Annotated in this window: 20 protein-coding genes; 17 read left to right on the top strand and 3 right to left on the bottom strand. The window is 69.1% G+C overall.

What is annotated here, in order from left to right; translation table 11 throughout:
* The first annotated feature begins 9 nt into the window (after window positions 1–9).
* The 5 genes from secD to ACI2LP_RS24180 all read left to right on the top strand — a co-directional run bounded on the left by secD (window position 10) and on the right by ACI2LP_RS24180 (window position 6,859).
* Window positions 10–1,770 carry a protein translocase subunit SecD gene (secD, locus tag ACI2LP_RS24200; protein WP_404726599.1) on the top strand — a complete coding sequence of 587 codons (1,761 nt, stop codon included), beginning with the start codon at window positions 10–12 and terminating at the stop codon, window positions 1,768–1,770.
* A 1-nt stretch (window position 1,771) separates the two neighbouring features.
* Window positions 1,772–2,869: a protein translocase subunit SecF gene (gene secF, locus ACI2LP_RS24195; RefSeq protein ID WP_404726598.1), complete on the top strand. Its 1,098-nt coding sequence runs from the start codon at window positions 1,772–1,774 to the stop codon at window positions 2,867–2,869.
* Complete coding sequence (locus tag ACI2LP_RS24190) at window positions 2,866–3,408, top strand: adenine phosphoribosyltransferase (RefSeq protein ID WP_404726597.1); 543 nt, start codon at window positions 2,866–2,868, stop codon at window positions 3,406–3,408. The genes secF and ACI2LP_RS24190 overlap by 4 nt, the downstream gene beginning before the upstream one ends.
* 173 nt (window positions 3,409–3,581) lie before the next feature.
* Complete coding sequence (locus ACI2LP_RS24185; RefSeq protein ID WP_404726596.1) at window positions 3,582–4,034, top strand: hypothetical protein; 453 nt, start codon at window positions 3,582–3,584, stop codon at window positions 4,032–4,034.
* Between the two features lie 269 nt (window positions 4,035–4,303).
* Window positions 4,304–6,859, top strand: a complete 2,556-nt coding sequence (locus ACI2LP_RS24180) for a RelA/SpoT family protein (RefSeq protein WP_404726595.1) — start codon at window positions 4,304–4,306, stop codon at window positions 6,857–6,859.
* A gap of 154 nt (window positions 6,860–7,013) precedes the next feature.
* Here the strand turns inward: ACI2LP_RS24180 and ACI2LP_RS24175 are convergent, their stop codons facing one another.
* Together ACI2LP_RS24175 and ACI2LP_RS24170 are read right to left on the bottom strand one after the other, a co-directional pair.
* A complete protein-coding gene (locus tag ACI2LP_RS24175) occupies window positions 7,014–8,243 on the bottom strand; it encodes a DUF349 domain-containing protein (RefSeq protein WP_404726594.1) in 1,230 nt (409 codons plus the stop codon).
* A 175-nt stretch (window positions 8,244–8,418) separates the two neighbouring features.
* On the bottom strand, window positions 8,419–9,207 hold the full coding sequence (locus ACI2LP_RS24170; RefSeq protein WP_404726593.1) for a peptidylprolyl isomerase: 789 nt from the start codon (window positions 9,205–9,207) through the stop codon (window positions 8,419–8,421).
* Window positions 9,208–9,368: 161 nt separating this feature from the next.
* On the opposite strand from ACI2LP_RS24170, the gene ACI2LP_RS24165 reads away from it, so the two are divergent.
* The 4 genes from ACI2LP_RS24165 to ACI2LP_RS24150 all read left to right on the top strand — a co-directional run bounded on the left by ACI2LP_RS24165 (window position 9,369) and on the right by ACI2LP_RS24150 (window position 13,596).
* Window positions 9,369–10,076 (top strand): MBL fold metallo-hydrolase, encoded by a 708-nt coding sequence (locus ACI2LP_RS24165; protein ID WP_404726592.1) that lies wholly within the window; start codon window positions 9,369–9,371, stop codon window positions 10,074–10,076.
* 11 nt (window positions 10,077–10,087) lie between these two features.
* Window positions 10,088–11,350, top strand: a complete 1,263-nt coding sequence (hisS, locus tag ACI2LP_RS24160) for a histidine--tRNA ligase (protein WP_404726591.1) — start codon at window positions 10,088–10,090, stop codon at window positions 11,348–11,350.
* A gap of 218 nt (window positions 11,351–11,568) precedes the next feature.
* The gene (locus ACI2LP_RS24155; protein ID WP_404726590.1) at window positions 11,569–12,201 is read left to right on the top strand and encodes a vitamin K epoxide reductase family protein; all 633 of its coding nucleotides are present in this window, start codon (window positions 11,569–11,571) and stop codon (window positions 12,199–12,201) included.
* A 45-nt stretch (window positions 12,202–12,246) separates the two neighbouring features.
* Window positions 12,247–13,596, top strand: coding sequence for a replication-associated recombination protein A (locus ACI2LP_RS24150; RefSeq protein WP_404726589.1), 1,350 nt, complete (start codon window positions 12,247–12,249; stop codon window positions 13,594–13,596).
* A gap of 27 nt (window positions 13,597–13,623) precedes the next feature.
* On the opposite strand, the gene ACI2LP_RS24145 is transcribed toward ACI2LP_RS24150, so the two are convergent.
* Window positions 13,624–14,337: a DUF2470 domain-containing protein gene (locus tag ACI2LP_RS24145; protein ID WP_404726588.1), complete on the bottom strand. Its 714-nt coding sequence runs from the start codon at window positions 14,335–14,337 to the stop codon at window positions 13,624–13,626.
* A gap of 188 nt (window positions 14,338–14,525) precedes the next feature.
* Between ACI2LP_RS24145 and rpsD the strand changes: the two genes are divergently transcribed.
* The 8 genes from rpsD to ACI2LP_RS24105 all read left to right on the top strand — a co-directional run bounded on the left by rpsD (window position 14,526) and on the right by ACI2LP_RS24105 (window position 22,172).
* Entirely contained in the window at window positions 14,526–15,140 is a 615-nt protein-coding gene (rpsD, locus tag ACI2LP_RS24140) for a 30S ribosomal protein S4 (protein WP_360882279.1), read from the top strand.
* Window positions 15,141–15,343: 203 nt separating this feature from the next.
* Window positions 15,344–15,775 (top strand): DUF948 domain-containing protein, encoded by a 432-nt coding sequence (locus tag ACI2LP_RS24135; RefSeq protein WP_404726587.1) that lies wholly within the window; start codon window positions 15,344–15,346, stop codon window positions 15,773–15,775.
* Between the two features lie 5 nt (window positions 15,776–15,780).
* Window positions 15,781–16,116, top strand: a complete 336-nt coding sequence (locus ACI2LP_RS24130) for a DUF6167 family protein (RefSeq protein ID WP_404726586.1) — start codon at window positions 15,781–15,783, stop codon at window positions 16,114–16,116.
* Window positions 16,116–18,785: an alanine--tRNA ligase gene (gene alaS, locus ACI2LP_RS24125; protein WP_404726585.1), complete on the top strand. Its 2,670-nt coding sequence runs from the start codon at window positions 16,116–16,118 to the stop codon at window positions 18,783–18,785. Before ACI2LP_RS24130 ends, alaS begins: the two co-directional genes overlap by 1 nt.
* Complete coding sequence (ruvX, locus tag ACI2LP_RS24120; protein ID WP_404726584.1) at window positions 18,785–19,237, top strand: Holliday junction resolvase RuvX; 453 nt, start codon at window positions 18,785–18,787, stop codon at window positions 19,235–19,237. Before alaS ends, ruvX begins: the two co-directional genes overlap by 1 nt.
* Window positions 19,238–19,353: 116 nt before the next feature.
* Window positions 19,354–21,036 carry an endolytic transglycosylase MltG gene (gene mltG, locus ACI2LP_RS24115; protein WP_404726583.1) on the top strand — a complete coding sequence of 561 codons (1,683 nt, stop codon included), beginning with the start codon at window positions 19,354–19,356 and terminating at the stop codon, window positions 21,034–21,036.
* Complete coding sequence (locus ACI2LP_RS24110) at window positions 21,033–21,863, top strand: shikimate dehydrogenase (protein ID WP_404726582.1); 831 nt, start codon at window positions 21,033–21,035, stop codon at window positions 21,861–21,863. The genes mltG and ACI2LP_RS24110 overlap by 4 nt, the downstream gene beginning before the upstream one ends.
* 33 nt (window positions 21,864–21,896) lie before the next feature.
* Window positions 21,897–22,172: a hypothetical protein gene (locus ACI2LP_RS24105; protein ID WP_404726581.1), complete on the top strand. Its 276-nt coding sequence runs from the start codon at window positions 21,897–21,899 to the stop codon at window positions 22,170–22,172.
* Window positions 22,173–22,196 lie beyond the last annotated feature (24 nt).

The following is a 22,196-nucleotide window of genomic DNA, read 5'->3' as shown; positions in this document are numbered from 1 at the left end:
AACGAGAAGGTGGCAGCACCGAACAGGGGCCGAAGGCCCGCGGGGGCTCAGGGCAGGCCGGGGCGCGCCCTGGGTCTGATCCTGATCGCCATGATCGCGCTCACGGGCGGGATGTTCTGGGCGGGACAGCTCACGCCGCGTCTGGGTATCGATCTGGCGGGCGGTACGACCATCACGCTCAAGGCCAAGAGCGAGCCCGGCAAGCCGGACGCCGTCAACGAGACCAACATGAACACCGCGGTCAGCATCATCGAGCGCCGTGTCAATGGTCTGGGTGTCTCCGAGGCCGAGGTCCAGACTCAGGGCAAAGAGAACATCATCGTCAACATCCCCAAGGGGACGAATTCTCAGCAGGCCCGTGAGCAGGTCGGCACCACCGCCCAGCTCTACTTCCGGCCGGTTCTGACCGTCGCGGCGGGCACCCCCACCTCCCCGCAGCCCACCCCGAGCGCCTCGGCCTCCGGCAAGGGCAAGGACAAGGCGAAGGACAAGCAGACGGCCGACCCGGCGTCGTCCGGCAAGCCCACGGCGACTCCGACCACGCAGGGCCGCGCGGTGAGCGACGCCCTGAAGGCCCCCACGCCGACGCCGTCGGGCTCCGCGTCGGGCAAGCCCTCCACGACCCCGAAGCCGGACCCGTCCGCCTCCGGTGGCACCGCGGCCGCCGACAAGCTCCAGAAGCAGTTCCTGGCGCTGAACTGCACGAGCAAGACGGCCCGCGTCGCGGCCGGCGAGAACGTCAAGCCCAGCGACCCGGCCGTCGCCTGTGGCAAGGACTCCGCGGGCCAGTGGGAGAAGTACGTTCTGGGCCCGGCGGAGGTCAACGGCAAGGACGTCGACGACGCCAAGGCGACCATCGACCAGCGGACCGGTCAGTGGATCGTGCAGATGGACTTCACCAGCGGTGGTTCCAAGAAGTTCGAGAAGATCACCTCCCGGCTGTCGCAGCAGCAGCCGCCGATGAACCAGTTCGCCATCGTGCTCGACGGCGAGGTTGTCTCGGCGCCCTCGGTGCGCACGACCCTGAGCGCGAACGCCGAGATCTCCGGCAGCTTCACCCAGCAGTCCGCCCAGGACCTGGGCAACATCCTGTCGTACGGCGCGCTGCCGCTCTCCTTCGAGGAGCAGAGCGTCACCACCGTCACCGCCGCCCTCGGCGGCGAGCAGCTCAAGGCGGGCCTCATCGCGGGTGCGATCGGCCTCGCGCTGGTCATCATCTATCTGGTGGCCTACTACCGCGGCCTGGCGCTGGTCGCGATCCTCAGCCTCATCGTCTCCGCGATCCTGACGTACACGATCATGGCTCTGCTCGGCCCGGGCATCGGCTTCGCGCTGAACCTGCCCGCGGTGTGTGGTGCGATTGTCGCGATCGGCATCACCGCGGACTCGTTCATCGTGTACTTCGAGAGAATCCGCGACGAGATCCGTGAGGGCCGTACGCTCCGTCCGGCCGTCGAGCGCGCCTGGCCGCGCGCCCGGCGCACCATCCTGGTCTCCGACTTCGTGTCGTTCCTGGCCGCCGCGGTGCTGTTCATCGTCACCGTCGGCAAGGTCCAGGGCTTCGCGTTCACCCTCGGTCTGACCACCGTGCTCGACGTGGTGGTGGTCTTCCTCTTCACCAAGCCGATCATGACGCTGCTGGCTCGCAGGAAGTTCTTCGCGGACGGTCACCCGTGGTCCGGCCTCGACCCGAAGCGGCTCGGCGCCAAGCCCCCACTGCGCCGCTCCCGCCGCGTCTCCTCCGCCCCCACCGACCCGAAGGAGGCGTGAGATGTCGCGACTTGGCACTCTCGGCGCCCGTCTCTACCGCGGCGAGGTCGGCTACGACTTCGTTGCCAAGCGGAAGATCTGGTACGGGATCTCGATCCTGATCACCATCACGGCGATCGTCGGCCTGGCGGTGCGGGGCCTCAACCTCGGTATCGAGTTCAAGGGCGGCGCCGTCTTCAACACCCCGAGCACCAGCGTCTCGGTCAGCAAGGCCGAGGCGTACGCCGAAGAGGCGTCGGGCCATGTGGCGATCGTCCAGAAGCTCGGCAACGGCAGCCTGCGGATCCAGGTCAGCGAGCTCGACCAGGCCAAGGCGAACACGGTCAACAAGACCCTCGCCGACAAGCTGGACATCCCGGTAGAGAAGATGAACGCCGAGATCGTCGGCCCCAGCTGGGGTGAGCAGATCGCCAACAAGGCATGGACCGGTCTCGCGGTCTTCATGCTCCTGGTGGTGATCTATCTCGCGATCGCCTTCGAGTGGCGGATGGCCATCGCCGCCCTGGTCGCGCTGATCCACGACCTCACGATCACCATCGGTGTGTACGCACTGGTCGGCTTCGAGGTCACGCCGGGCACCGTGATCGGTCTGCTGACCATCCTCGGTTACTCCCTCTACGACACCGTCGTCGTCTTCGACGGTCTCAAGGAGGGCTCGAAGGGCATCACCAAGCAGACCCGCTACACCTACAGCGAGATCGCCAACCGCAGCCTCAACGGCACGCTGGTGCGTTCCATCAACACCACCGTCGTCGCGCTGCTGCCGGTCGCCGGTCTGCTCTTCATCGGTGGCGGCGTCCTTGGCGCGGGCATGCTCAACGACATCTCGCTGTCGCTGTTCGTCGGCCTCGCGGCCGGCGCGTACTCCTCGATCTTCATCGCCACGCCGCTCGTCGCCGATCTCAAGGAGCGCGAGCCGCAGATGAAGGCGCTGAAGAAGCGGGTGCTCGCCAAGCGCGCGGCCGCGGCCGCCAAGGGCGAGTCGGCGGACGAGTCCGGTGAGCCGCACGACGACGTCGCCGAGGACGCCGCGCCGGCCGGCGCCGTCGTCGGCCCGCGTGGCCGGGGCCGAGGCCGTCCTTCGGGCAGGCGCCGGTGACCACCACCACCCGGGAACTGCTGCTCAGCCGCATCCGTGATGTCGCCGACTATCCGAAGCCGGGGGTGATGTTCAAGGACATCACGCCCCTGCTCGCGGACCCGGAGGCCTTCACGCACCTCACCGACGTGCTCGCCGGGCTCTGTGCGCGTCACGAGGCCACGAAGGTCGTCGGACTGGAGGCGCGCGGCTTCATCCTGGGCGCACCCGTAGCCGTCCGGGCCGGGCTCGGCTTCATCCCCGTACGCAAGGCGGGCAAGCTCCCCGGAGCGACGCTCTCGCAGGCGTACGAGCTGGAGTACGGCAGCGCGGAGATCGAGGTGCACGCAGAGGACCTGGGGGCGGGCGACCGCGTCATCGTCATCGACGACGTGCTGGCCACCGGCGGCACCGCGGAGGCCTCGGTCGAGCTGATCCGTCGCGCCGGAGCCGACGTCGCCGGCGTCTGCGTCCTGATGGAGCTCGGCTTCCTCGGCGGCCGTGCCCGTTTGGAGCCTGCCCTGCGAGGGGCTCCGCTGGAGGCTCTGATCACGCTCTGACCCCATGGTCAGATCGACGAAGGGCGCCCCGGGATCTTCCCGGGGCGCCCTTCGCGCTGTCCGGTGATGATCACAAAGCTCAAATGATCCTCAGGTCCCTTGGTCCGTCGTCCCACGCTCTGCTTGGATCTTGGCGATGCCACTGACCACGGCATCCCAACCGAAGGATTCTGATGACGATTTCACGCAAGATCGCCACGGGGGCAGTCTCTCTCGTCTCGCTCGCGGCCATCGCCGCGGGCACCGCGCCGGCGACCGCCGCCCCGAGCACCACGACCACCAAGGCGAGCGCCGGCCGGAGCACCACCGTGGTGACCACCACGACGCTGTCCGCCGCGAGCGGCTGTTCCGAGTGGAAGAGGGCAGGCAGCCTCCCCCTGAAGTGGTCCACCGTCAAGGACGGCTGCGGCCACTTCGGGCGCCCGGGCATGAAGATGGGCTACTCCTGGAAGGTCTTCAGGGGCGGCAGCATCTGCGTCAAGGTCAAGGGCTTCAACGCCCATGGCAAGAAGACCTGGTACAACGCCGGCTGTGGCAAGGCCGGCGCGGTCAAGGTGCCGTGGGGCAACGTCCTCGCCGAGAAGGAGATGCAGGTCAAGGGTGCCGCGCTCTTCAACTGGCTGTGACACAGTCCGCCGCCGGCCCTGACCCGGTAGCGGTGGACCGGCCGGTCGGCTGACCGGCTCGCGGCACCGGCGGACAGGGCCCGTCCGCCGACCCGCTTCCCACCGCCGTGAGGCCACGGCACAAAGGGACGAGAGGGCACCCGAAGCGCTTCGGGTGCCCTCTTCTGTCATGTCCGGAGCGGCAGCCTCATGAGCACCGGAACTGCGAGGTCGATACCATGGCCTCTCCGGACCTGACTGGGGGACCCGGAACCGCACGAGGAGCGCTCTTGCCAGACGAGGCCCGTCCCGCCGCCGCGCAGCCCGACCAGCAGGCCGAAAAGGCCGCGGCAGCCCCTGTCACGCCCGAGAAGAAGCAGGCCGACAAGCCGAAGTCGGCAGCGCCCGAGCGTAGCGAGACGGGGGTCCCCCCGGCCGAGAGCCGGGGGAGTGCGAACGGTGCGGCCGCCGCCTCCGTCCTCAAGCCCACCACCCCGGCTCCGGTGCCGCAGGACGCTCCCCGGCCCACGCCCGCTGCCGTCCCCCGGACCGGCGGCTCGTCGAACCGGGTGCGCGCCCGCCTCGCCCGCCTCGGTGTCCAGCGCTCGTCGCCGTACAACCCCGTCCTGGAGCCGCTGCTGCGGATAGTGCGCAGCAACGATCCCAAGATCGAGACCTCCACGCTGCGCCAGATCGAGCGTGCCTACCAGGTCGCCGAGCGCTGGCACCGCGGTCAGAAGCGCAAGAGCGGCGACCCGTACATCACGCACCCGCTCGCCGTGACGACCATCCTCGCCGAGCTCGGTATGGACCCGGCGACCCTGATGGCCGGACTGCTGCACGACACCGTCGAGGACACCGAGTACGGCCTGGACACGCTGCGCCGCGACTTCGGCGACCAGGTGGCGCTGCTCGTCGACGGCGTCACCAAGCTCGACAAGGTCAAGTTCGGCGAGGCCGCGCAGGCCGAGACCGTACGCAAGATGGTCGTCGCCATGGCCAAGGACCCGCGCGTCCTGGTCATCAAGCTCGCCGACCGGCTGCACAACATGCGCACCATGCGCTATCTCAAGCGGGAGAAGCAGGAGAAGAAGGCCCGCGAGACCCTTGAGATCTACGCCCCGCTGGCGCACCGGCTGGGCATGAACACCATCAAGTGGGAGCTGGAGGACCTCGCCTTCGCGATCCTCTACCCCAAGATGTACGACGAGATCGTGCGGCTCGTCGCCGAGCGGGCGCCCAAGCGCGACGAGTACCTGGCCATAGTGACCGACGAGGTCCAGTCCGATCTGCGCGCCGCCCGGATCAAGGCCACCGTCACCGGACGGCCGAAGCACTACTACAGCGTCTACCAGAAGATGATCGTCCGCGGCCGTGACTTCGCGGAGATCTACGACCTGGTGGGCATCCGTGTCCTCGTCGACACCGTCCGCGACTGTTACGCGGCACTCGGCACGGTCCATGCGCGATGGAATCCGGTCCCCGGCCGGTTCAAGGACTACATCGCGATGCCCAAGTTCAACATGTACCAGTCGCTGCACACGACGGTGATCGGTCCCAACGGCAAGCCGGTCGAGCTGCAGATCCGCACGTTCGACATGCACCGCCGCGCCGAGTACGGCATCGCCGCGCACTGGAAGTACAAGCAGGAGCCCTCCGCCGGCGCCTCCAAGGTGCGTACCGACGTGCCGAAGAAGGCCGGCAAGGACGACCACATCAATGACATGGCGTGGCTGCGCCAGCTGCTCGACTGGCAGAAGGAGACCGAGGACCCCAGCGAGTTCCTCGAGTCGCTGCGCTTCGACCTCTCCCGCAACGAGGTCTTCGTCTTCACGCCCAAGGGCGACGTCATAGCTCTGCCCGCGGGCGCCACCCCCGTCGACTTCGCATACGCGGTCCACACGGAGGTCGGCCACCGCACCATAGGAGCGCGGGTCAACGGGCGGCTGGTGCCGCTCGAATCCACCCTCGACAACGGCGACCTGGTGGAGGTCTTCACCTCCAAGGCCGAGGGCGCGGGCCCGTCGCGCGACTGGCTCGGCTTCGTCAAGTCCCCTCGGGCGCGCAACAAGATCCGCGCGTGGTTCTCCAAGGAGCGCCGCGAGGAGGCGATCGAGCAGGGCAAGGACGCCATCGCGCGTGCCATGCGCAAACAGAACCTGCCGATCCAGCGCATCCTCACCGGCGACTCGCTGGTCACGCTCGCGCACGAGATGCGCTACCCCGACATCTCGTCCCTGTACGCGGCGATCGGCGAGGGCCATGTCGCGGCGCAGGGCGTCGTACAGAAGCTGGTGCAGGCCCTCGGCGGCGAGGAGGCCGCCAACGAGGACATCGCCGAGAGCGCACCGCCCTCGCGCGGCCGCTCCAAGCGCCGCTCCAGCGCCGACCCGGGCGTGGTCGTCAAGGGCGTCGAGGACGTGTGGGTCAAGCTCGCCCGCTGCTGTACGCCCGTCCCCGGGGACCCCATCATCGGCTTCGTCACGCGCGGCAGCGGTGTATCGGTGCACCGCAGCGACTGTGTCAACGTCGAGTCACTGTCCCGGGAGCCCGAGCGCATCCTGGAGGTCGAGTGGGCCCCCACCCAGTCCTCGGTCTTCCTGGTCGCCATCCAGGTCGAGGCGCTCGACCGCTCGCGGCTGCTCTCGGACGTCACGCGCGTGCTGTCGGACCAGCACGTCAACATCCTCTCGGCGGCCGTCCAGACCTCCCGCGACCGGGTGGCCACCTCGCGCTTCACCTTCGAGATGGGCGACCCGAAGCACCTCGGGCACGTACTGAAGGCGGTACGGGGCGTGGAGGGCGTGTACGACGTGTACCGCGTGACCTCGGCGCGCCGCCCGTAGCAAATCCAGCCCGTCCGGCGTTTGAGGACCTGGGGGTCCCCCACGCCCGCAGGGCGTAGGGGGGCGGGTCTGAGGGCGGAGCCCCCAGTCTGCACAAAGGGCCTCCCGAACCAGACGGTTCGGGAGGCCCTATGTGTGAGCCCGCGGCAGCGCGCTAGCCGCCGAACTCCTCCAGGCCCTTCAGGGCCTGGTCCAGCAGCGCCTGCCGGCCCTCGAGCTCCTTCGCGAGCTTGTCGGCCTTCGCGTTGTTGCCCGCCGCGCGCGCCGCGTCGATCTGGCCCCGCAGCTTGTCCACGGCCGCCTGCAGCTGACCGGTCAGACCCGCGGCACGCGCACGCGCCTCCGGGTTCGTCCGGCGCCACTCGTTCTCCTCGGACTCCTGCAGCGCCCGCTCCACCGCGTGCATCCGGCCCTCGACCCTGGGACGGGCGTCCCGCGGCACATGGCCGATGGCCTCCCAGCGCTCGTTGATCGACCGGAAGGCGGCACGCGCGGCCTTCAGATCGGTCACCGGCACCAGCTTCTCGGCCTCGGCGGCGAGCTCCTCCTTGAGCTTGAGGTTCTCGCCCTGCTCGGCGTCCCGCTCCGCGAAGACCTCGCTGCGGGCGGCGAAGAAGACGTCCTGGGCGCCGCGGAAACGGTTCCACAGATCGTCCTCGGCCTCACGCTGCGCACGGCCCGCGGCCTTCCACTCCGCCATCAGCTCGCGGTAGCGGGCGGCCGTGACGCCCCAGTCGGTGGAGGCGGAGAGCGACTCGGCCTCGATGACCAGCTTCTCCTTGGTCTTACGGGCCTCCTCGCGCTGCGCGTCCAGCGAGGCGAAGTGCGCCTTGCGGCGCTTGGAGAACGCCGAGCGGGCGTGCGAGAAGCGGTGCCAGAGCTCGTCGTCGGACTTCCGGTCGAGCCGCGGAAGGCCCTTCCAGGTGTCCACCAGAGCCCGCAGCCGCTCGCCGGCCGCGCGCCACTGCTCGCTCTGCGCCAGCTCCTCGGCCTCGTTGACCAGGGCCTCCTTGGCGTGCCGCGCCTCGTCGTTCTGCTTCGCCTTCTGGACCTTGCGCTCCTCGCGGCGCTTCTCGACCGACGCGACGAGCGCGTCGAGCCGCTTGCCCAGCGCCTCGAGATCACCCACGGCGTGATGCTCGTCCACCTGCTGGCGCAGATGGTCGATGGCGGTCTGGGCGTCCTTGGCCGAGAGATCGGTGGTCTTCACCCGCCGCTCGAGGAGGCCGATCTCGACCACCAAGCCCTCGTACTTGCGCTCGAAGTAGGCCAGCGCCTCCTCTGGAGTGCCGGCCTGCCACGATCCGACGACCTTTTCACCATCGGCAGTACGCACGTACACGGTGCCCGTCTCGTCGACACGGCCCCACGGGTCGCTGCTCACAGCGCCTCCTCCACCTGATGCCTGCGAAGGGGTTCGCCCCCGGGCATCGTCCACAGTTTCCTGGACGGGCCTCGCCCGTCCTGCCGCAGCGCGAAGCCGGCCCGCGCTGCACAACGCCAATCTAGGCGACCGGCCGCCCGGCTGTCCGCACTCAGCGCGGCCGAAATTCCCCGGCTCACACCTTCGGGACGGCCGCCTTCTCAATGGTGACAGCCGTCTTCGGGGCCCCGTCCTTCGCTCCGCCGGTGACGCCCGCCTTTGCCACGTCCTGCACGACCTCCAGGCCCGCGGCGTCCATCTTTCCGAACGGTGTGTAGCTCGGCGGCAGCTTTGTCTCCTTGTAGACGAGGAAGAACTGACTGCCGCCGGAGTGCGGCTGGCCGGTATTGGCCATCGCCACCGTCCCTGCCGGGAACGTCACGGTGCCGTCGGCGCCCGCCTTGCCCAGCGCGGTCAGATTCTCGTCCGGGATCGTGTAGCCGGGGCCGCCCGTCCCGTCGCCCTTCGGGTCGCCGCACTGCAGCACGAAGATGCCCTCCGTGGTCAGCCGGTGGCACTTCGTGCCGTTGAAGTAGCCCTTGTCCGCGAGGGACTTGAAGGAGTTCACCGTGTGCGGGGTCTTCGCCGCGTCCATCGCGATCTTGATCTCGCCCTGGTTCGTCGTGAGCGACATCGAGTACTTCGCCGTCTTGTCGATCGACATCGCCGGCTCGGGACTCTCGCTCTTCGACGGGGTGGCACTGGGGGACTGGCTGTCGCCCGCGGAGGAGTCATTGGCCTTGGTGTCCCCGTCGGACAGGCCGATCGAGGCATAGGCGGCTGCGCCCGCGGCGAGCACCACGGCGAGTGCGGCCGCGACGACCGTGTACTGCTGCTTCTTCTTCCGGGCCTGTACCCGGCGCTCCTGCTGGCGCTGGAACTTCTCCCTGGCGAGCTGCCGCCGTCGCTGATCGCTGCTGACCACCGAGTCTTCTCCTTGTACGTCGTACGTCGGGTGATCCCGACCGGCCGAGTTTGCCCCGTACCGTATACGGGTTGGCTGTGGGACGAGCTGCGCCGGTAGGCTCTGATCTGCTGCATTTCGACACAGCAACACCTCTCTCGACAACCACACCGAGGACGATCGTGCTTATTGCCGGGTTCCCCGCCGGGGCCTGGGGGACCAACTGTTACCTGGTCGCCCCGGCCGCAGGCGAGGAGTGCGTGATCATCGACCCGGGCCACCAGGCCACCGAAGGCGTCGAGGAAGCGCTCAAGAAGCATCGGCTCAAGCCCGTCGCCGTCATCCTCACCCATGGCCACATCGACCATGTCGCCTCCGTGGTCCCGGTGTGCGGAGCCCACGACGTGCCTGCGTGGATCCACCCCGCGGACCGGTACATGATGACCGACCCCGAGAAGGCGCTCGGCCGGTCGATCGGGATGCCGCTGATGGGTGAGCTGACCGTGGGGGAGCCGGACGACGTCAAGGAACTGGCCGACGGCGCCGAGCTGCGCCTCGCCGGTCTCGACTTCTCGGTCGCGCATGCGCCCGGCCATACCAAGGGGTCGGTGACGTTCCAGATGCCCGAGACCGATGAGATCCCGTCGGTCTTCTTCTCGGGCGATCTGCTCTTCGCCGGCTCCATCGGACGCACGGACCTGCCCGGCGGCGACATGGACGAGATGCTCGAGTCGCTGGCGCGCGTGTGCCTGCCCCTCGACGACTCGACCGTGGTGCTGTCCGGCCACGGCTCCCAGACGACCATCGGCCGCGAGCGCGCCACGAACCCGTATCTGCGGGACGTGGCCGCCGCCCTCGGGAGCGCCGAAGCTCCCCGACGAGGAATGTGACGAGAGATTCCGTGAGCACCTTTCAGGCCCCCAAGGGCACGTACGACCTGATCCCGCCGGACTCCGCGAAGTATCTGGCGGTGCGCGAGGCGATCTCCGCGCCGCTGAAGAACTCCGGCTACGGCTACATCGAGACGCCCGGTTTCGAGGACGTCGAACTGTTCGCGCGCGGTGTCGGTGAGTCCACCGACATCGTGACCAAGGAGATGTACGCCTTCGAGACCAAGGGCGGCGACAAGCTCGCGCTGCGGCCGGAGGGCACCGCGTCGGTGCTGCGCGCGGCGCTGGAGGCCAATCTGCACCGGATCGGCAATCTGCCGGTCAAGCTCTGGTACTCGGGCTCGTACTACCGCTACGAGCGCCCGCAGAAGGGCCGCTACAGGCACTTCTCGCAGGTCGGCGCCGAGGCGATCGGCGCGGAGGACCCGGCGCTCGACGCCGAGCTGATCATCCTGGCCGACCAGGCGTACCGCTCGCTCGGCCTGCGCACCTTCCGCATCCTGCTGAACTCGCTGGGCGACAAGGAGTGCCGGCCCGTCTACCGGGACGCGCTCCAGGGCTTCCTGCGCGGGCTCGACCTGGACGAGGACACCCGGCGCCGCGTCGACATCAACCCGCTGCGGGTCCTCGACGACAAGCGTTTGGAGGTCCAGAAGCAGCTGGTGGGCGCGCCCATGCTGCGCGACTACCTGTGCGATGCGTGCAAGGCGTACCACGAGGAGGTGCGCGAGCTGCTGACCGCGGCGGGTGTTGCGTACGAGGACGACGAGAAGCTGGTGCGCGGCCTCGACTACTACACGCGCACGACGTTCGAGTTCGTCCACGACGGTCTCGGCTCCCAGTCCGCGGTGGGCGGCGGCGGCCGCTACGACGGCCTCTCCGAGATGATCGGCGGCCCGGCGCTGCCGTCGGTCGGCTGGGCACTGGGCGTGGACCGTACGGTCCTGGCGCTCGAGGCGGAGGGCATCGAGCTCGAACTCCCCGCCGCCACGAGTGTGTTCGCGGTGCCGCTGGGCGAGGAGGCGCGGCGCGTGCTGTTCGGCGTGGTGACCGAGCTGCGCAGGGCGGGCGTGGCGGCGGACTTCTCGTACGGCGGGAAGGGCCTGAAGGGTGCCATGAAGAGTGCCAACCGGAGCGGCGCGCGGTTCGCGCTCGTCGCCGGTGAGCGCGATCTGGCGGAGGGCATGGTCCAGCTGAAGGACATGGAGTCCGGCGAGCAGTCGCCGGTGGCGCTGGACGCGGTGGTCGACACACTGCGCTCACGCCTGGTCTGACGTCGTAGCCAGGACCGGCCCGGGTGCGCATGGCGCACCCGGGCCGCGGCCTTTCCCTCACGCTTCCCCGAGCCAGCTCCCCGAGCCGGCGACCCGGCCACGCTGAGTCCTGCGGTACGACCGTACGTACTTCCTTATGTCCATCGAACGGTGGGCACGGGTACCGGTGCGGCAGAATGACCGTGCCCCAGCAGGCCACTTAGCGACGGAACGGCGATATGACGACTGCAGCGGTAGACGACGTGTCCTCCGAGCAGGACAACGGCTCCAAGGGCACGATCGGCGGCAGCCGCCCCTTCGCCTGGCTGCTCGTGATCACGGGGGCGGCGGGTCTGCTGGCTTCGTGGGTGATCACGATCGACAAGTTCAAGCTGCTGGAAGACCCCAGTTTCACGCCGGGGTGCAGTCTGAATCCGGTCGTTTCCTGCGGGAACATCATGAAGAGCGAGCAGGCGTCGGCGTTCGGGTTCCCGAATCCGATGCTGGGGCTTGTTGCGTACTCGATGGTGATCGCGATCGGGGTGGCGCTGCTGGCGGGGGCGCGGTACCGCCGCTGGTACTGGCTGGGCCTCAATGCCGGCTGTCTGTTCGGCGTGGGGTTCTGCACCTGGCTGCAGTACCAGTCGCTGTACGAGATCAACTCGCTGTGCCTGTGGTGCTCGCTGGCGTGGGTCGCCACGATCGTGATGTTCTGCTACGTCACGGTGCACAACATCAAACACCGGATCATCAAGGTCCCTCAGGGGCTGCGCAAGGCACTGCTGGAGTTCCACTGGGTGCCGCCGGTGCTGTGGATCGGGATCATCGGGATGCTGATCCTGACCCGCTGGTGGGACTTCTGGACCAGCTGACCCGGCCACGGGGCACTGTCAGACCCCTGGCATAGGCTTCACAGCGTGGAGCCCGACCTCTTTACCGCCGCAGCGGAAGAACGCCAGGAGAAGGATCCGTCCAGCAGCCCCCTGGCCGTACGGATGCGCCCGCGCACCCTCGACGAAGTCGTCGGTCAGCAGCATCTGTTGAAGCCCGGATCGCCGCTGCGCCGACTGGTCGGCGAGGGCGGCGGCGGCCCGGCCGGACCGTCCTCGGTGATCCTCTGGGGCCCGCCGGGCATCGGCAAGACGACCCTCGCGTACGTCGTCTCCAAAGCGACCAACAAGCGCTTTGTCGAGCTCTCCGCGATCACTGCGGGCGTGAAGGAAGTACGGGCGGTCATCGACGGCGCCCGCCGGGCCGCGGGCGGCTTCGGCAAGGAGACCGTCCTCTTCCTCGACGAGATCCACCGCTTCTCCAAGGCCCAGCAGGACTCCCTGCTGCCCGCCGTGGAGAACCGCTGGGTGACACTGATCGCCGCCACCACCGAGAATCCGTACTTCTCGATCATCTCCCCACTGCTCTCCCGCTCCCTGCTGCTCACGCTGGAGTCGCTCACCGACGAGGCCCTGAGCGGACTGCTGCGCCGCGCGCTCACAGAGGAGCGGGGCCTGGGAGGTGCCGTCGCGCTGCCCGAGGACTCCGAGGCGCATCTGCTGCGGATCGCGGGCGGCGACGCCCGCCGGGCACTGACCGCGCTGGAGGCGGGCGCCGGCGCCGCGCTCGACAAGGGCGAGAAGGAGATCAGCCTCCAGACTCTGGAGGAGACGGTCGACCGCGCCGCGGTGAAGTACGACCGGGACGGCGATCAGCACTACGACGTGGCGAGCGCCCTGATCAAGTCCATCCGCGGCTCCGACGTGGACGCGGCACTGCACTATCTGGCCCGGATGATCGAGGCGGGGGAGGACCCGCGCTTCATTGCCCGGCGGCTGATGATCTCGGCCAGCGAGGACATCGGACTCGCCGACCCGACGGCCCTGCCGACCGCGGTCGCCGCCGCCCAGGCCGTGGCCATGATCGGCTTCCCCGAGGCCGCGCTCACCCTCAGCCACGCCACCATCGCGCTGGCACTGGCCCCGAAGTCGAATGCCGCTACGACGGCGATCGGAGCGGCTCTCGCCGATGTGCGGGCCGGTCTCGCCGGCGCGGTCCCGCCGCATCTGCGCGACGGCCACTACAAGGGCGCGGCCAAGCTCGGTCATGCCCAGGGCTATGTCTATCCGCACGACGTGCCGGGCGGGATCGCCGCGCAGCAGTACGCCCCGGACGCGGTGCGGGGCAAGCGGTACTACGAACCGACGCGGTACGGCGCGGAGGCGCGGTACGCGGACGTGGTGGAGAAGGTCCGCGAGCGGCTGCGTGGGGAGTAGCCGGGCCTCGGACGCCCGGTCCCTCCTCTAATCGCCGGACGGGCCGGATGTGTGCGAGGCGGCCTCGAAGAGCGTGCGCATGGCCCGGCGCAGTTCGGTGATGTCGCGCACCGGCGTGGGGAAGTCGAAGCGCGCGTCGAAGCACCGCTCGCCGACGAAGCGCACCCGCAGCCCGAACCGGTCCAGCGCCAGCGGGACCGCCCGCCGATCCTTCGCGCACGCCCCGTCCGCCCTCTCGCCGAGCAGTTCGCACAGCCCCTGCACCTGGTCGCCGTGCGCGGAGTGCAGATGCTGAAGCAGCTCCGTCTCGTGTGCGACGAGTGGGTCGACGGACGCCCGCGCGAAGTCCTCCGGCTCGACGCCCGAGGCGCCCCACAGGTCGTCCACGTACAGATCGCCCACCTCGAGCCGCAGCATCATGCCGCCGGGCTCCGCGAGGCCGGGCACGCAGGTGAGCCAGCCGGAGACCCAGGCGCGGCCGCGGATACGCTGGGGCACCGAGACCGGCGCGACATCGGTGATCTCCAGCACAGCGGAGAGCTCGTCGTCCTGGGCGTGTGTGGCGGCGCGCACGGCCGGTGAGTCGGCCGGAAACAGCAGGAAGACCTCGCCGTCCGTGCCCACGGCCCGGGCCAGCGGCGTCGGCTGCTCGGGGCGTGCGGCCTCGACCCCCGGGATGAGCAGCACCGCGGAGCATGTACTCTGTACGAGAGTTCGTGTGCGCTCGGCTGCTGACGGCATCCGCGCGATTTCAAGCCCGCTGGGACGCGGCTGACCATGAGCTGATCGGACCTCCGTCGCCTCGATGCCTTCAGATGCATCGACGTTCTTTGTGCTGTCCGTGATGCGCTTGGTGTTCCCAGGGCGAGACATGCGATCTCCTTGAGTAAGGTGAGCCTAACCTAACCTACAACGGAGGTCTGGAGAACGTGCCTAACCAGTCGCGTCCCAAGGTCAAGAAGTCTCGCGCGCTCGGTATCGCGCTGACGCCTAAGGCCGTCAAGTACTTCGAAGCCCGCCCCTACCCGCCGGGCGAGCACGGCCGTGGCCGCAAGCAGAACTCGGACTACAAGGTCCGTCTGCTCGAGAAGCAGCGTCTGCGCGCCCAGTACGACATCAGCGAGCGCCAGATGGCGCGCGCCTACGACCGCGCCCGTAAGGCCGAGGGCAAGACGGGCGAGGCGCTGGTCATCGAGCTCGAGCGCCGCCTCGACGCCCTGGTCCTGCGTTCGGGCATCGCCCGCACCATCTACCAGGCCCGTCAGATGGTCGTCCACGGCCACATCGAGGTCAACGGCGGCAAGGTCGACAAGCCGTCCTTCCGCGTCCGTCCCGACGACGTCGTGATGGTCCGCGAGCGCTCCCGCGACAAGGCCCTCTTCCAGGTTGCGCGCGAGGGTGGCTTCGCCGCCGACGGCGAGACCCCGCGCTACCTGCAGGTCAACCTGAAGGCCCTGGCGTTCCGCCTGGACCGTGACCCGAACCGCAAGGAAGTTCCGGTCATCTGCGACGAGCAGCTGGTCGTCGAGTACTACGCCCGCTGATCCAGGCGTAGCGCTCAGCGCTTCCGCCCGCCGCTTCCCCGCCCTTTCGGTGGGGGAGCCGGCGGGCTCTCGCGTTTCCGGGTCCGTCGGGTGTACGGAGCGCTGCCGGCCCAGGGGAATGCGGTAGGGGGTGCGACCCTGGGCGCGATAGGGTCGGAGGACGATTTTCGAGGTATCCATCGACGAGCAGAGAGCGGTGCAGAGTGACCGGTGGAGAGGTTGCCGGGATCCTGGTGGCCGTCTTCTGGGCGATCCTGGTCTCCTTCCTCGCAGTGGTGCTGGTGAGGCTGGCCCAGACGCTCCGGGCGACTACCAAACTCGTGGCGGACGTGACCGAGCAGGCAGTGCCGTTGCTCGCCGACGCCTCCGCGACGTTGCGCACCGCACAGACCCAGCTCGACCGGGTGGACGCCATCGCGACGGACGTCCAGGAGGTCACCTCCAACGCCTCCGCGCTCTCCACGACGGTGGCCTCGACCTTCGGCGGCCCGCTGGTCAAGGTCGCCGCGTTCGGGTACGGCGTACGCCGGGCCCTGAGCCGCAAGAGCGACGACATGCCCGCCGCGGAGTCCCGTCGAACGGTGATCGTCGGCCGTACGGTGCCGGCCGCCCGGCGTAAGAAGGGGAAAGGCTAGGCGCGATGTTCCGCCGTACGTTCTGGTTCACCGCAGGCGCCGCAGCCGGCGTCTGGGCCACCACCAAGGTCAACCGCAAGCTCAGGCAGCTGACCCCCGAGAGCCTCGCCGCGCAGGCCGCGAACAAGGCGATCGACGCGGGCCACCGGCTCAAGGACTTCGCACTCGACGTCAGGGCCGGCATGGTCCAGCGCGAGGCCGAACTGGGCGAAGCGCTCGGCCTGGAGGGAGCGCGCGAGGCCGAACTGCCGAGGCAGCGGCGCATGGCTGCGATCGACCAGGCCAAGCCGTCCTACAACAAGCACTCCTACAACTCGAACAACCGGAATGAGGACCACTGATGGAGTCGGCTGAAATTCGCCGCCGCTGGCTGAGCTTCTTCGAGGAGCGCGGGCACACCGTCGTCCCTTCGGCGTCGCTCATCGCGGACGACCCGACTCTGTTGCTGGTCAACGCGGGCATGGTCCCCTTCAAGCCGTATTTCCTGGGAGAGGCCAAGCCGCCCGCCCCGCGCGCCACCAGCGTGCAGAAGTGCGTGCGTACACCGGACATCGAAGAGGTCGGCAAGACCACCCGGCACGGCACGTTCTTCCAGATGTGCGGCAACTTCTCCTTCGGGGACTACTTCAAGGAAGGGGCCATCACCCTCGCCTGGGAGCTCCTCACCGGCTCCGTGGAGGACGGCGGTTACGGTCTCGACCCCGAGCGCCTGTGGATCACCGTCTACCTCGACGACGACGAGGCCGAGTCGATCTGGCGCGACAAGATCGGCGTCCCGGCCGAGCGCATCCAGCGCCTGGGCAAGAAGGACAACTTCTGGTCCATGGGCGTCCCCGGCCCCTGTGGCCCCTGCTCGGAGATCAACTACGACCGGGGCCCGGAGTTCGGCGTCGAGGGCGGCCCGGCCGTCAACGACGAGCGCTACGTGGAGATCTGGAACCTGGTCTTCATGCAGTACGAGCGCGGCGCCGGCGAGGGCAAGGAGGACTTCCCGATCCTCGGCGACCTGCCCTCCAAGAACATCGACACCGGCCTCGGCCTCGAGCGCCTCGCCATGATCCTGCAGGGCGTACAGAACATGTACGAGACCGACACCCTGCGCGTCGTCATGGACAAGGCCACCGAGCTGACGGGCGTGCGCTACGGCGACAAGCACGACGCCGACGTCTCGCTGCGTGTGGTCGCCGACCACATCCGTACGTCCGTGATGCTCATCGGCGACGGCGTCACCCCCGGCAACGAGGGCCGCGGCTATGTGCTGCGCCGCATCATGCGCCGCGCCATCCGCAACATGCGGCTGATGGGCGCCACCGGCCCGGTCGTCGCCGACCTCATCGACGTCGTGATCAAGACGATGGGCCAGCAGTACCCGGAGCTGATCACCGACCGCAAGCGGATCGAGAGCGTCGCCCTCGCCGAGGAGGCCGCCTTCCTCAAGGCCCTCAAGGGCGGCACCAACATCCTCGACACCGCCGTCACCGAGACCAAGGCCGCCGGTGGCACGGTACTCCCCGGCGACAAGGCCTTCCTGCTCCACGACACCTGGGGCTTCCCGATCGACCTCACCCTGGAGATGGCCGCCGAGCAGGGCCTGTCGGTGGACGAGGACGGCTTCCGCCGTCTGATGAAGGAGCAGCGGGAGCGCGCCAAGGCCGACGCCAGGGCCAAGAAGACCGGTCACGCCGACCTGTCCGCCTATCGCGAGGTCGCCGACACCGCCGGCTCCACGCAGTTCACCGGCTACAACTACACCGAGGGCGAGGCCACCGTCGTCGGCCTGCTGGTCGACGGAGTCCCGTCGCCCGCCGCCACCGAGGGCGACGAGGTCGAGGTCGTACTCGACCGCACCCCCTTCTACGCCGAGGGCGGCGGTCAGCTCGCCGACCAGGGCCGCATCAAGCTCGACACGGGCGCCGTCATCGAGGTCCGGGACGTGCAGCAGCCGGTCCCCGGCGTCTCCGTGCACAAGGGCTCGGTGCAGGTCGGCGAGGTGACGGTCGGGGCCTCCGCCTACGCCGCCATCGACATCAGGCGCCGCCGCGCCATCGCCCGCGCCCACAGCGCCACGCACCTCACACACCAGGCGCTGCGTGACGCCCTCGGCCCGACCGCCGCCCAGGCCGGTTCGGAGAACTCGCCCGGCCGCTTCCGCTTCGACTTCGGCTCGCCCGCCGCCGTACCCGGCACGGTCCTCACCGACGTCGAGCAGAAGATCAACGAAGTGCTCGCCCGTGAACTCGACGTCCAGGCCGAGATCATGAGCATCGACGAAGCCAAGAAGCAGGGCGCCATCGCCGAGTTCGGCGAGAAGTACGGCGAGCGAGTGCGCGTCGTCACCATCGGCGACTTCTCCAAGGAGCTGTGCGGCGGCACGCACGTCCACAACACCGCCCAGCTGGGACTGGTGAAGCTGCTCGGCGAGTCCTCGATCGGCTCCGGTGTGCGCCGTATCGAAGCCCTCGTCGGCGTCGACGCCTACAACTTCCTCGCCAGGGAGCACACGGTCGTCGCCCAGCTCCAGGAGCTGGTCAAGGGCCGTCCCGAGGAGCTCCCCGAGAAGATCTCGGGCATGCTCGCCAAGCTGAAGGACGCCGAGAAGGAGATCGAGAAGTTCCGCGCGGAGAAGGTGCTCGCCGCCGCCGCCGGTCTCGCCTCGGGCGCCAAGGACGTACGGGGCGTGGCCCTGGTCACCGGTCAGGTGCCGGACGGCACCTCCGCCGACGACCTGCGCAAGCTGGTCCTCGACGTACGCGGCCGCATCCAGGGTGACCGCCCTGCCGTCGTGGCCCTGCTCACCGTCGCCAACGGCCGCCCGCTGACCGTCATCGCCACCAACGAGGCCGCCCGCGAGCGCGGTCTCAAGGCCGGTGACCTGGTCCGTACCGCCGCCAAGACCCTCGGCGGCGGCGGTGGCGGCAAGCCGGACGTCGCCCAGGGCGGCGGCCAGAACCCGGACGCCATCGGTGACGCCGTGGCCGCCGTCGAGCGTCTCGTCACCGAGACGGCCTGATGCGCAGGGGCCGTCGCCTTGCGCTCGATGTCGGGGACGCCCGTATCGGGGTCGCCTCGTGCGACCCCGACGGGGTCCTCGCCACTCCGGTGGAGACCGTGCCGGGACGTGATGTCCCGGCCGCCCACCGGCGGCTGAAGCAGCTCGTCGAGGAGTACGAACCGATCGAGGTCGTGGTCGGCCTGCCCCGCTCGCTCAGCGGCGGGGAGGGCCCGGCCGCGGTGAAGATCCGGGCATTCGCACAAGAGTTCGCCCGCAATGTCGCCCCCACGCCGGTCCGACTGGTCGACGAGAGGATGACCACAGTGACGGCCAGTCAGGGGCTGCGCGCCTCGGGGGTTAAGTCCAAAAAGGGCCGTTCCGTCATCGACCAGGCTGCCGCTGTGGTGATCCTCCAGAACGCTCTGGAGTCCGAACGGGCGTCTGGGGAGGCACCGGGTGAGGGCGTCTAACAGGTTGTCTGATCGCGATACGGTAACGTTCCGCGCGATGCGGCGGTGTTCGAACAGCTGCCGCACAGCAAAGAGGCGGGACCGTGCGATACCTGCCTCGCGGCCCTAGGGGATCGATGACTGAGTATGGCCGGAGCCCCGGCTCCGAACCGTGGCATCCCGAGGACCCTTTGTACGGGGACCAGGGATGGGAAGGACAGCAGGCCGCAGCCGGCCAGAGTCCGTACGGCGGCCAGCCGCAGCAGCAGTACCCGCAGCAGCCGCAGCAGTATGGCACCCAGGATCCGTACCAGCAGCAGTACAACGATCAGCAGCAGTACGCCCAGCAGCCGCAGCAGTATCCCCAGCAGGCGCCGCAATACCCTCAGCAGCAGTACCCCCAGCAGCAGTACAACGGCGGCTGGGACACGGGCCAGCACGCCGCCATGCCGTACGGAGCGAATCCCGCCGACCCCTACGGCGGCCAGCAGCCCGGCTACGGCAGCCAGCAGGAAGCCGACTACTACGCCACCCCCGAGGCCTACCCGCCGCCGCAGCCTCCCGGCCGGCGCGCGCCGGAGCCGGAGACGGACTGGGAGGCCGAGGCGCAGCAGGAGGAGACCCACCCCTTCTTCACCGGCGACGACGGCCGTGACGACGACAGCGAGTACGACGACGACCCGAAGGAGTCGCGCCGGGGCGGCGGCCGCGAGCGCCGAGGCAAGACCAAGAAGAAGAGCAAGAACGGCTGCGCCTGCCTGGTCGTCGCGCTCGTCCTGACGGGCGGCCTGGGCGGCGTCGGCTACTTCGGCTACCAGTTCTGGCAGGGCCAGTTCGGTGCGCCCGAGGACTACGCGGGCAAGGGATCCGGCTCGGCGCAGGTCGAGATCCCCAAAGGCGCGGGTCTGAGCGAGATCGGTGCCATCCTCAAGGAGGCCGGTGTCGTCAAGAGCGCGGGTGCCTTCGTCGCGGCGGCCAACAACGACCCCAAGGGCAAGTCGGTCCAGGCGGGCGTCTACCTCCTGAAGAAGCAGATGTCGGGAGCGAGCGCCTTCGCGTTGATGCTCGACCCGGTCAGCCGCAACAACCTGATCATTCCCGAGGGCAAACGCAATCTCTGGGTCTACGAACAGATCGACAAGCGCCTCGAGGTCAAGGCCGGCACCACCAAGGCTGCCGCCGAGGCCAACGCCAAGAAGCTCGGCCTGCCGTCCTGGGCCGACGACAACCCGGACATCAAGGATCCGCTCGAAGGCTTCCTGTTCCCGGCGAGCTATCCCGTCGCCAAGGGCATGAAGCCCGAGGACGTACTGCGGAAGATGGTGACCCGCGCCAACGAGGAGTTCGGAAAGACGGACCTCAAGGCCGAGGCCGCCAGGCTGGGCCTGAAGTCGCCGCTCCAGGTGATCACCGTCGCCAGCCTCGTCCAGGCCGAGGGCAAGTACAAACACGACTTCGTCAAGGTCTCGCGGGTCGTCTACAACCGGCTCAAGCCCAACAACGCCGAGACGGTCGGGCGGCTGGAGTTCGACTCGACGATCAACTACATCAAGAACGACAGCAAGCTCGACCTCGGTGCCGTCGACAATCTGCGGAAGATCAAGGATCCGTACAACACGTACAAGATCAAGGGGCTGCCGCCGGGACCGATCGGGAACCCGGGCCAGGTCGCCTTCAACGCGGCTCTGAAGCCCACGCCTGGCCCGTGGTACTACTTCGTGTCCGTCACCGAGGACAGGACGCTCTTCGCGGTCACCAACGAGGAGCACGAGGCCAACCGCAAGAAGTACGAAGCACAGCAGGAGAAGAACGGCCAGTGAGCACTCCGACGCGGCGGGCGGCGGTTCTTGGATCGCCGATCGCCCACTCGCTCTCCCCGGTGCTGCACCGCGCGGCTTACGCGGAACTCGGCCTCACCCACTGGTCGTACGACCGGTTCGAGGTGGACGAGGCCGCGCTGCCCGGGTTCCTGGACGGGCTCGACGGCTCCTGGGCCGGTCTTTCGCTGACCATGCCGCTCAAGCGCGCGATCCTGCCGCTGCTCGACGGCATCAGCGACACCGCGGCCTCGGTGGAGGCCGTCAACACCGTCGTCTTCACCGATGACGGCCGCCGCATCGGCGACAACACCGATATCCCCGGCATGATCGCCGCGCTGCGCGAGCGCGGAGTCGACAAGGTCGACTCGGCCGCCGTGCTGGGCGCCGGAGCGACGGCTTCGTCCGCGCTCGCCGCGCTCTCGCGGATCTGTACGGGACCGGTCACCGCGTATGTCCGCAGCGCCGCCAGAGCCGACGAAATGCGCGGTTGGGGCGAGCGGCTCGGCGTCGAGGTGCATATCGCCGACTGGGCCGAGGCGGACCTGGCGCTGCGGGCGCCACTGGTCATCGCCACCACCCCGGCCGGCACCACGGACGACCTCGCAGCCGAGGTGCCCGAGCGGCCGGGGACGCTGTTCGACGTGCTCTACGAGCCGTGGCCGACGGCCTTGGCCGCCGCGTGGTCCGCACGGGGCGGAGCCGTCGTCGGTGGCCTCGATCTCCTGGTTCACCAGGCGGTACTCCAGGTCGAGCAGATGACGGGCCGCGCACCCGCCCCGCTGGCGGCCATGCGGGCCGCCGGGGAGCGGGCGCTCGCGGCCCGTTAGGATCCCCTCGATCCGCAATGAACCGGGGGACAGATGGAGTACGGGCAGCCGCAGGCGTCGGCGGGCGGAAGTGTCGTCCGCGCGATCCTGTCCTTGCTGCCGGACTGGCTCGAGTGGACCGTGCTCTCGTTGATCGTGGCGTGGTTCGGTTATCTCGGTGCCGTGAACGTCTGGCGCCGGATCCAGTACCGCAGGGCCGTCCGTGCGGGCCGGCCCATCCATGCCGCCGCGCAGTACGGACAGGGCCGCGGTGCCGACTATCTCGGCTCGTACGCGCCCCCGAGGCGTCCCGACGGCGACGGGGACTGACCGCACGGGCGTCCGGTTGCTGGA

It is taken from the genome of Streptomyces sp. NPDC019890 (assembly GCF_044903445.1).
In the GTDB taxonomy this organism is placed as follows: domain Bacteria; phylum Actinomycetota; class Actinomycetes; order Streptomycetales; family Streptomycetaceae; genus Streptomyces.
The sequence above is the reverse complement of the archived record's forward strand: the minus strand, read 5'-3'. Positions and strand labels throughout refer to the sequence as shown.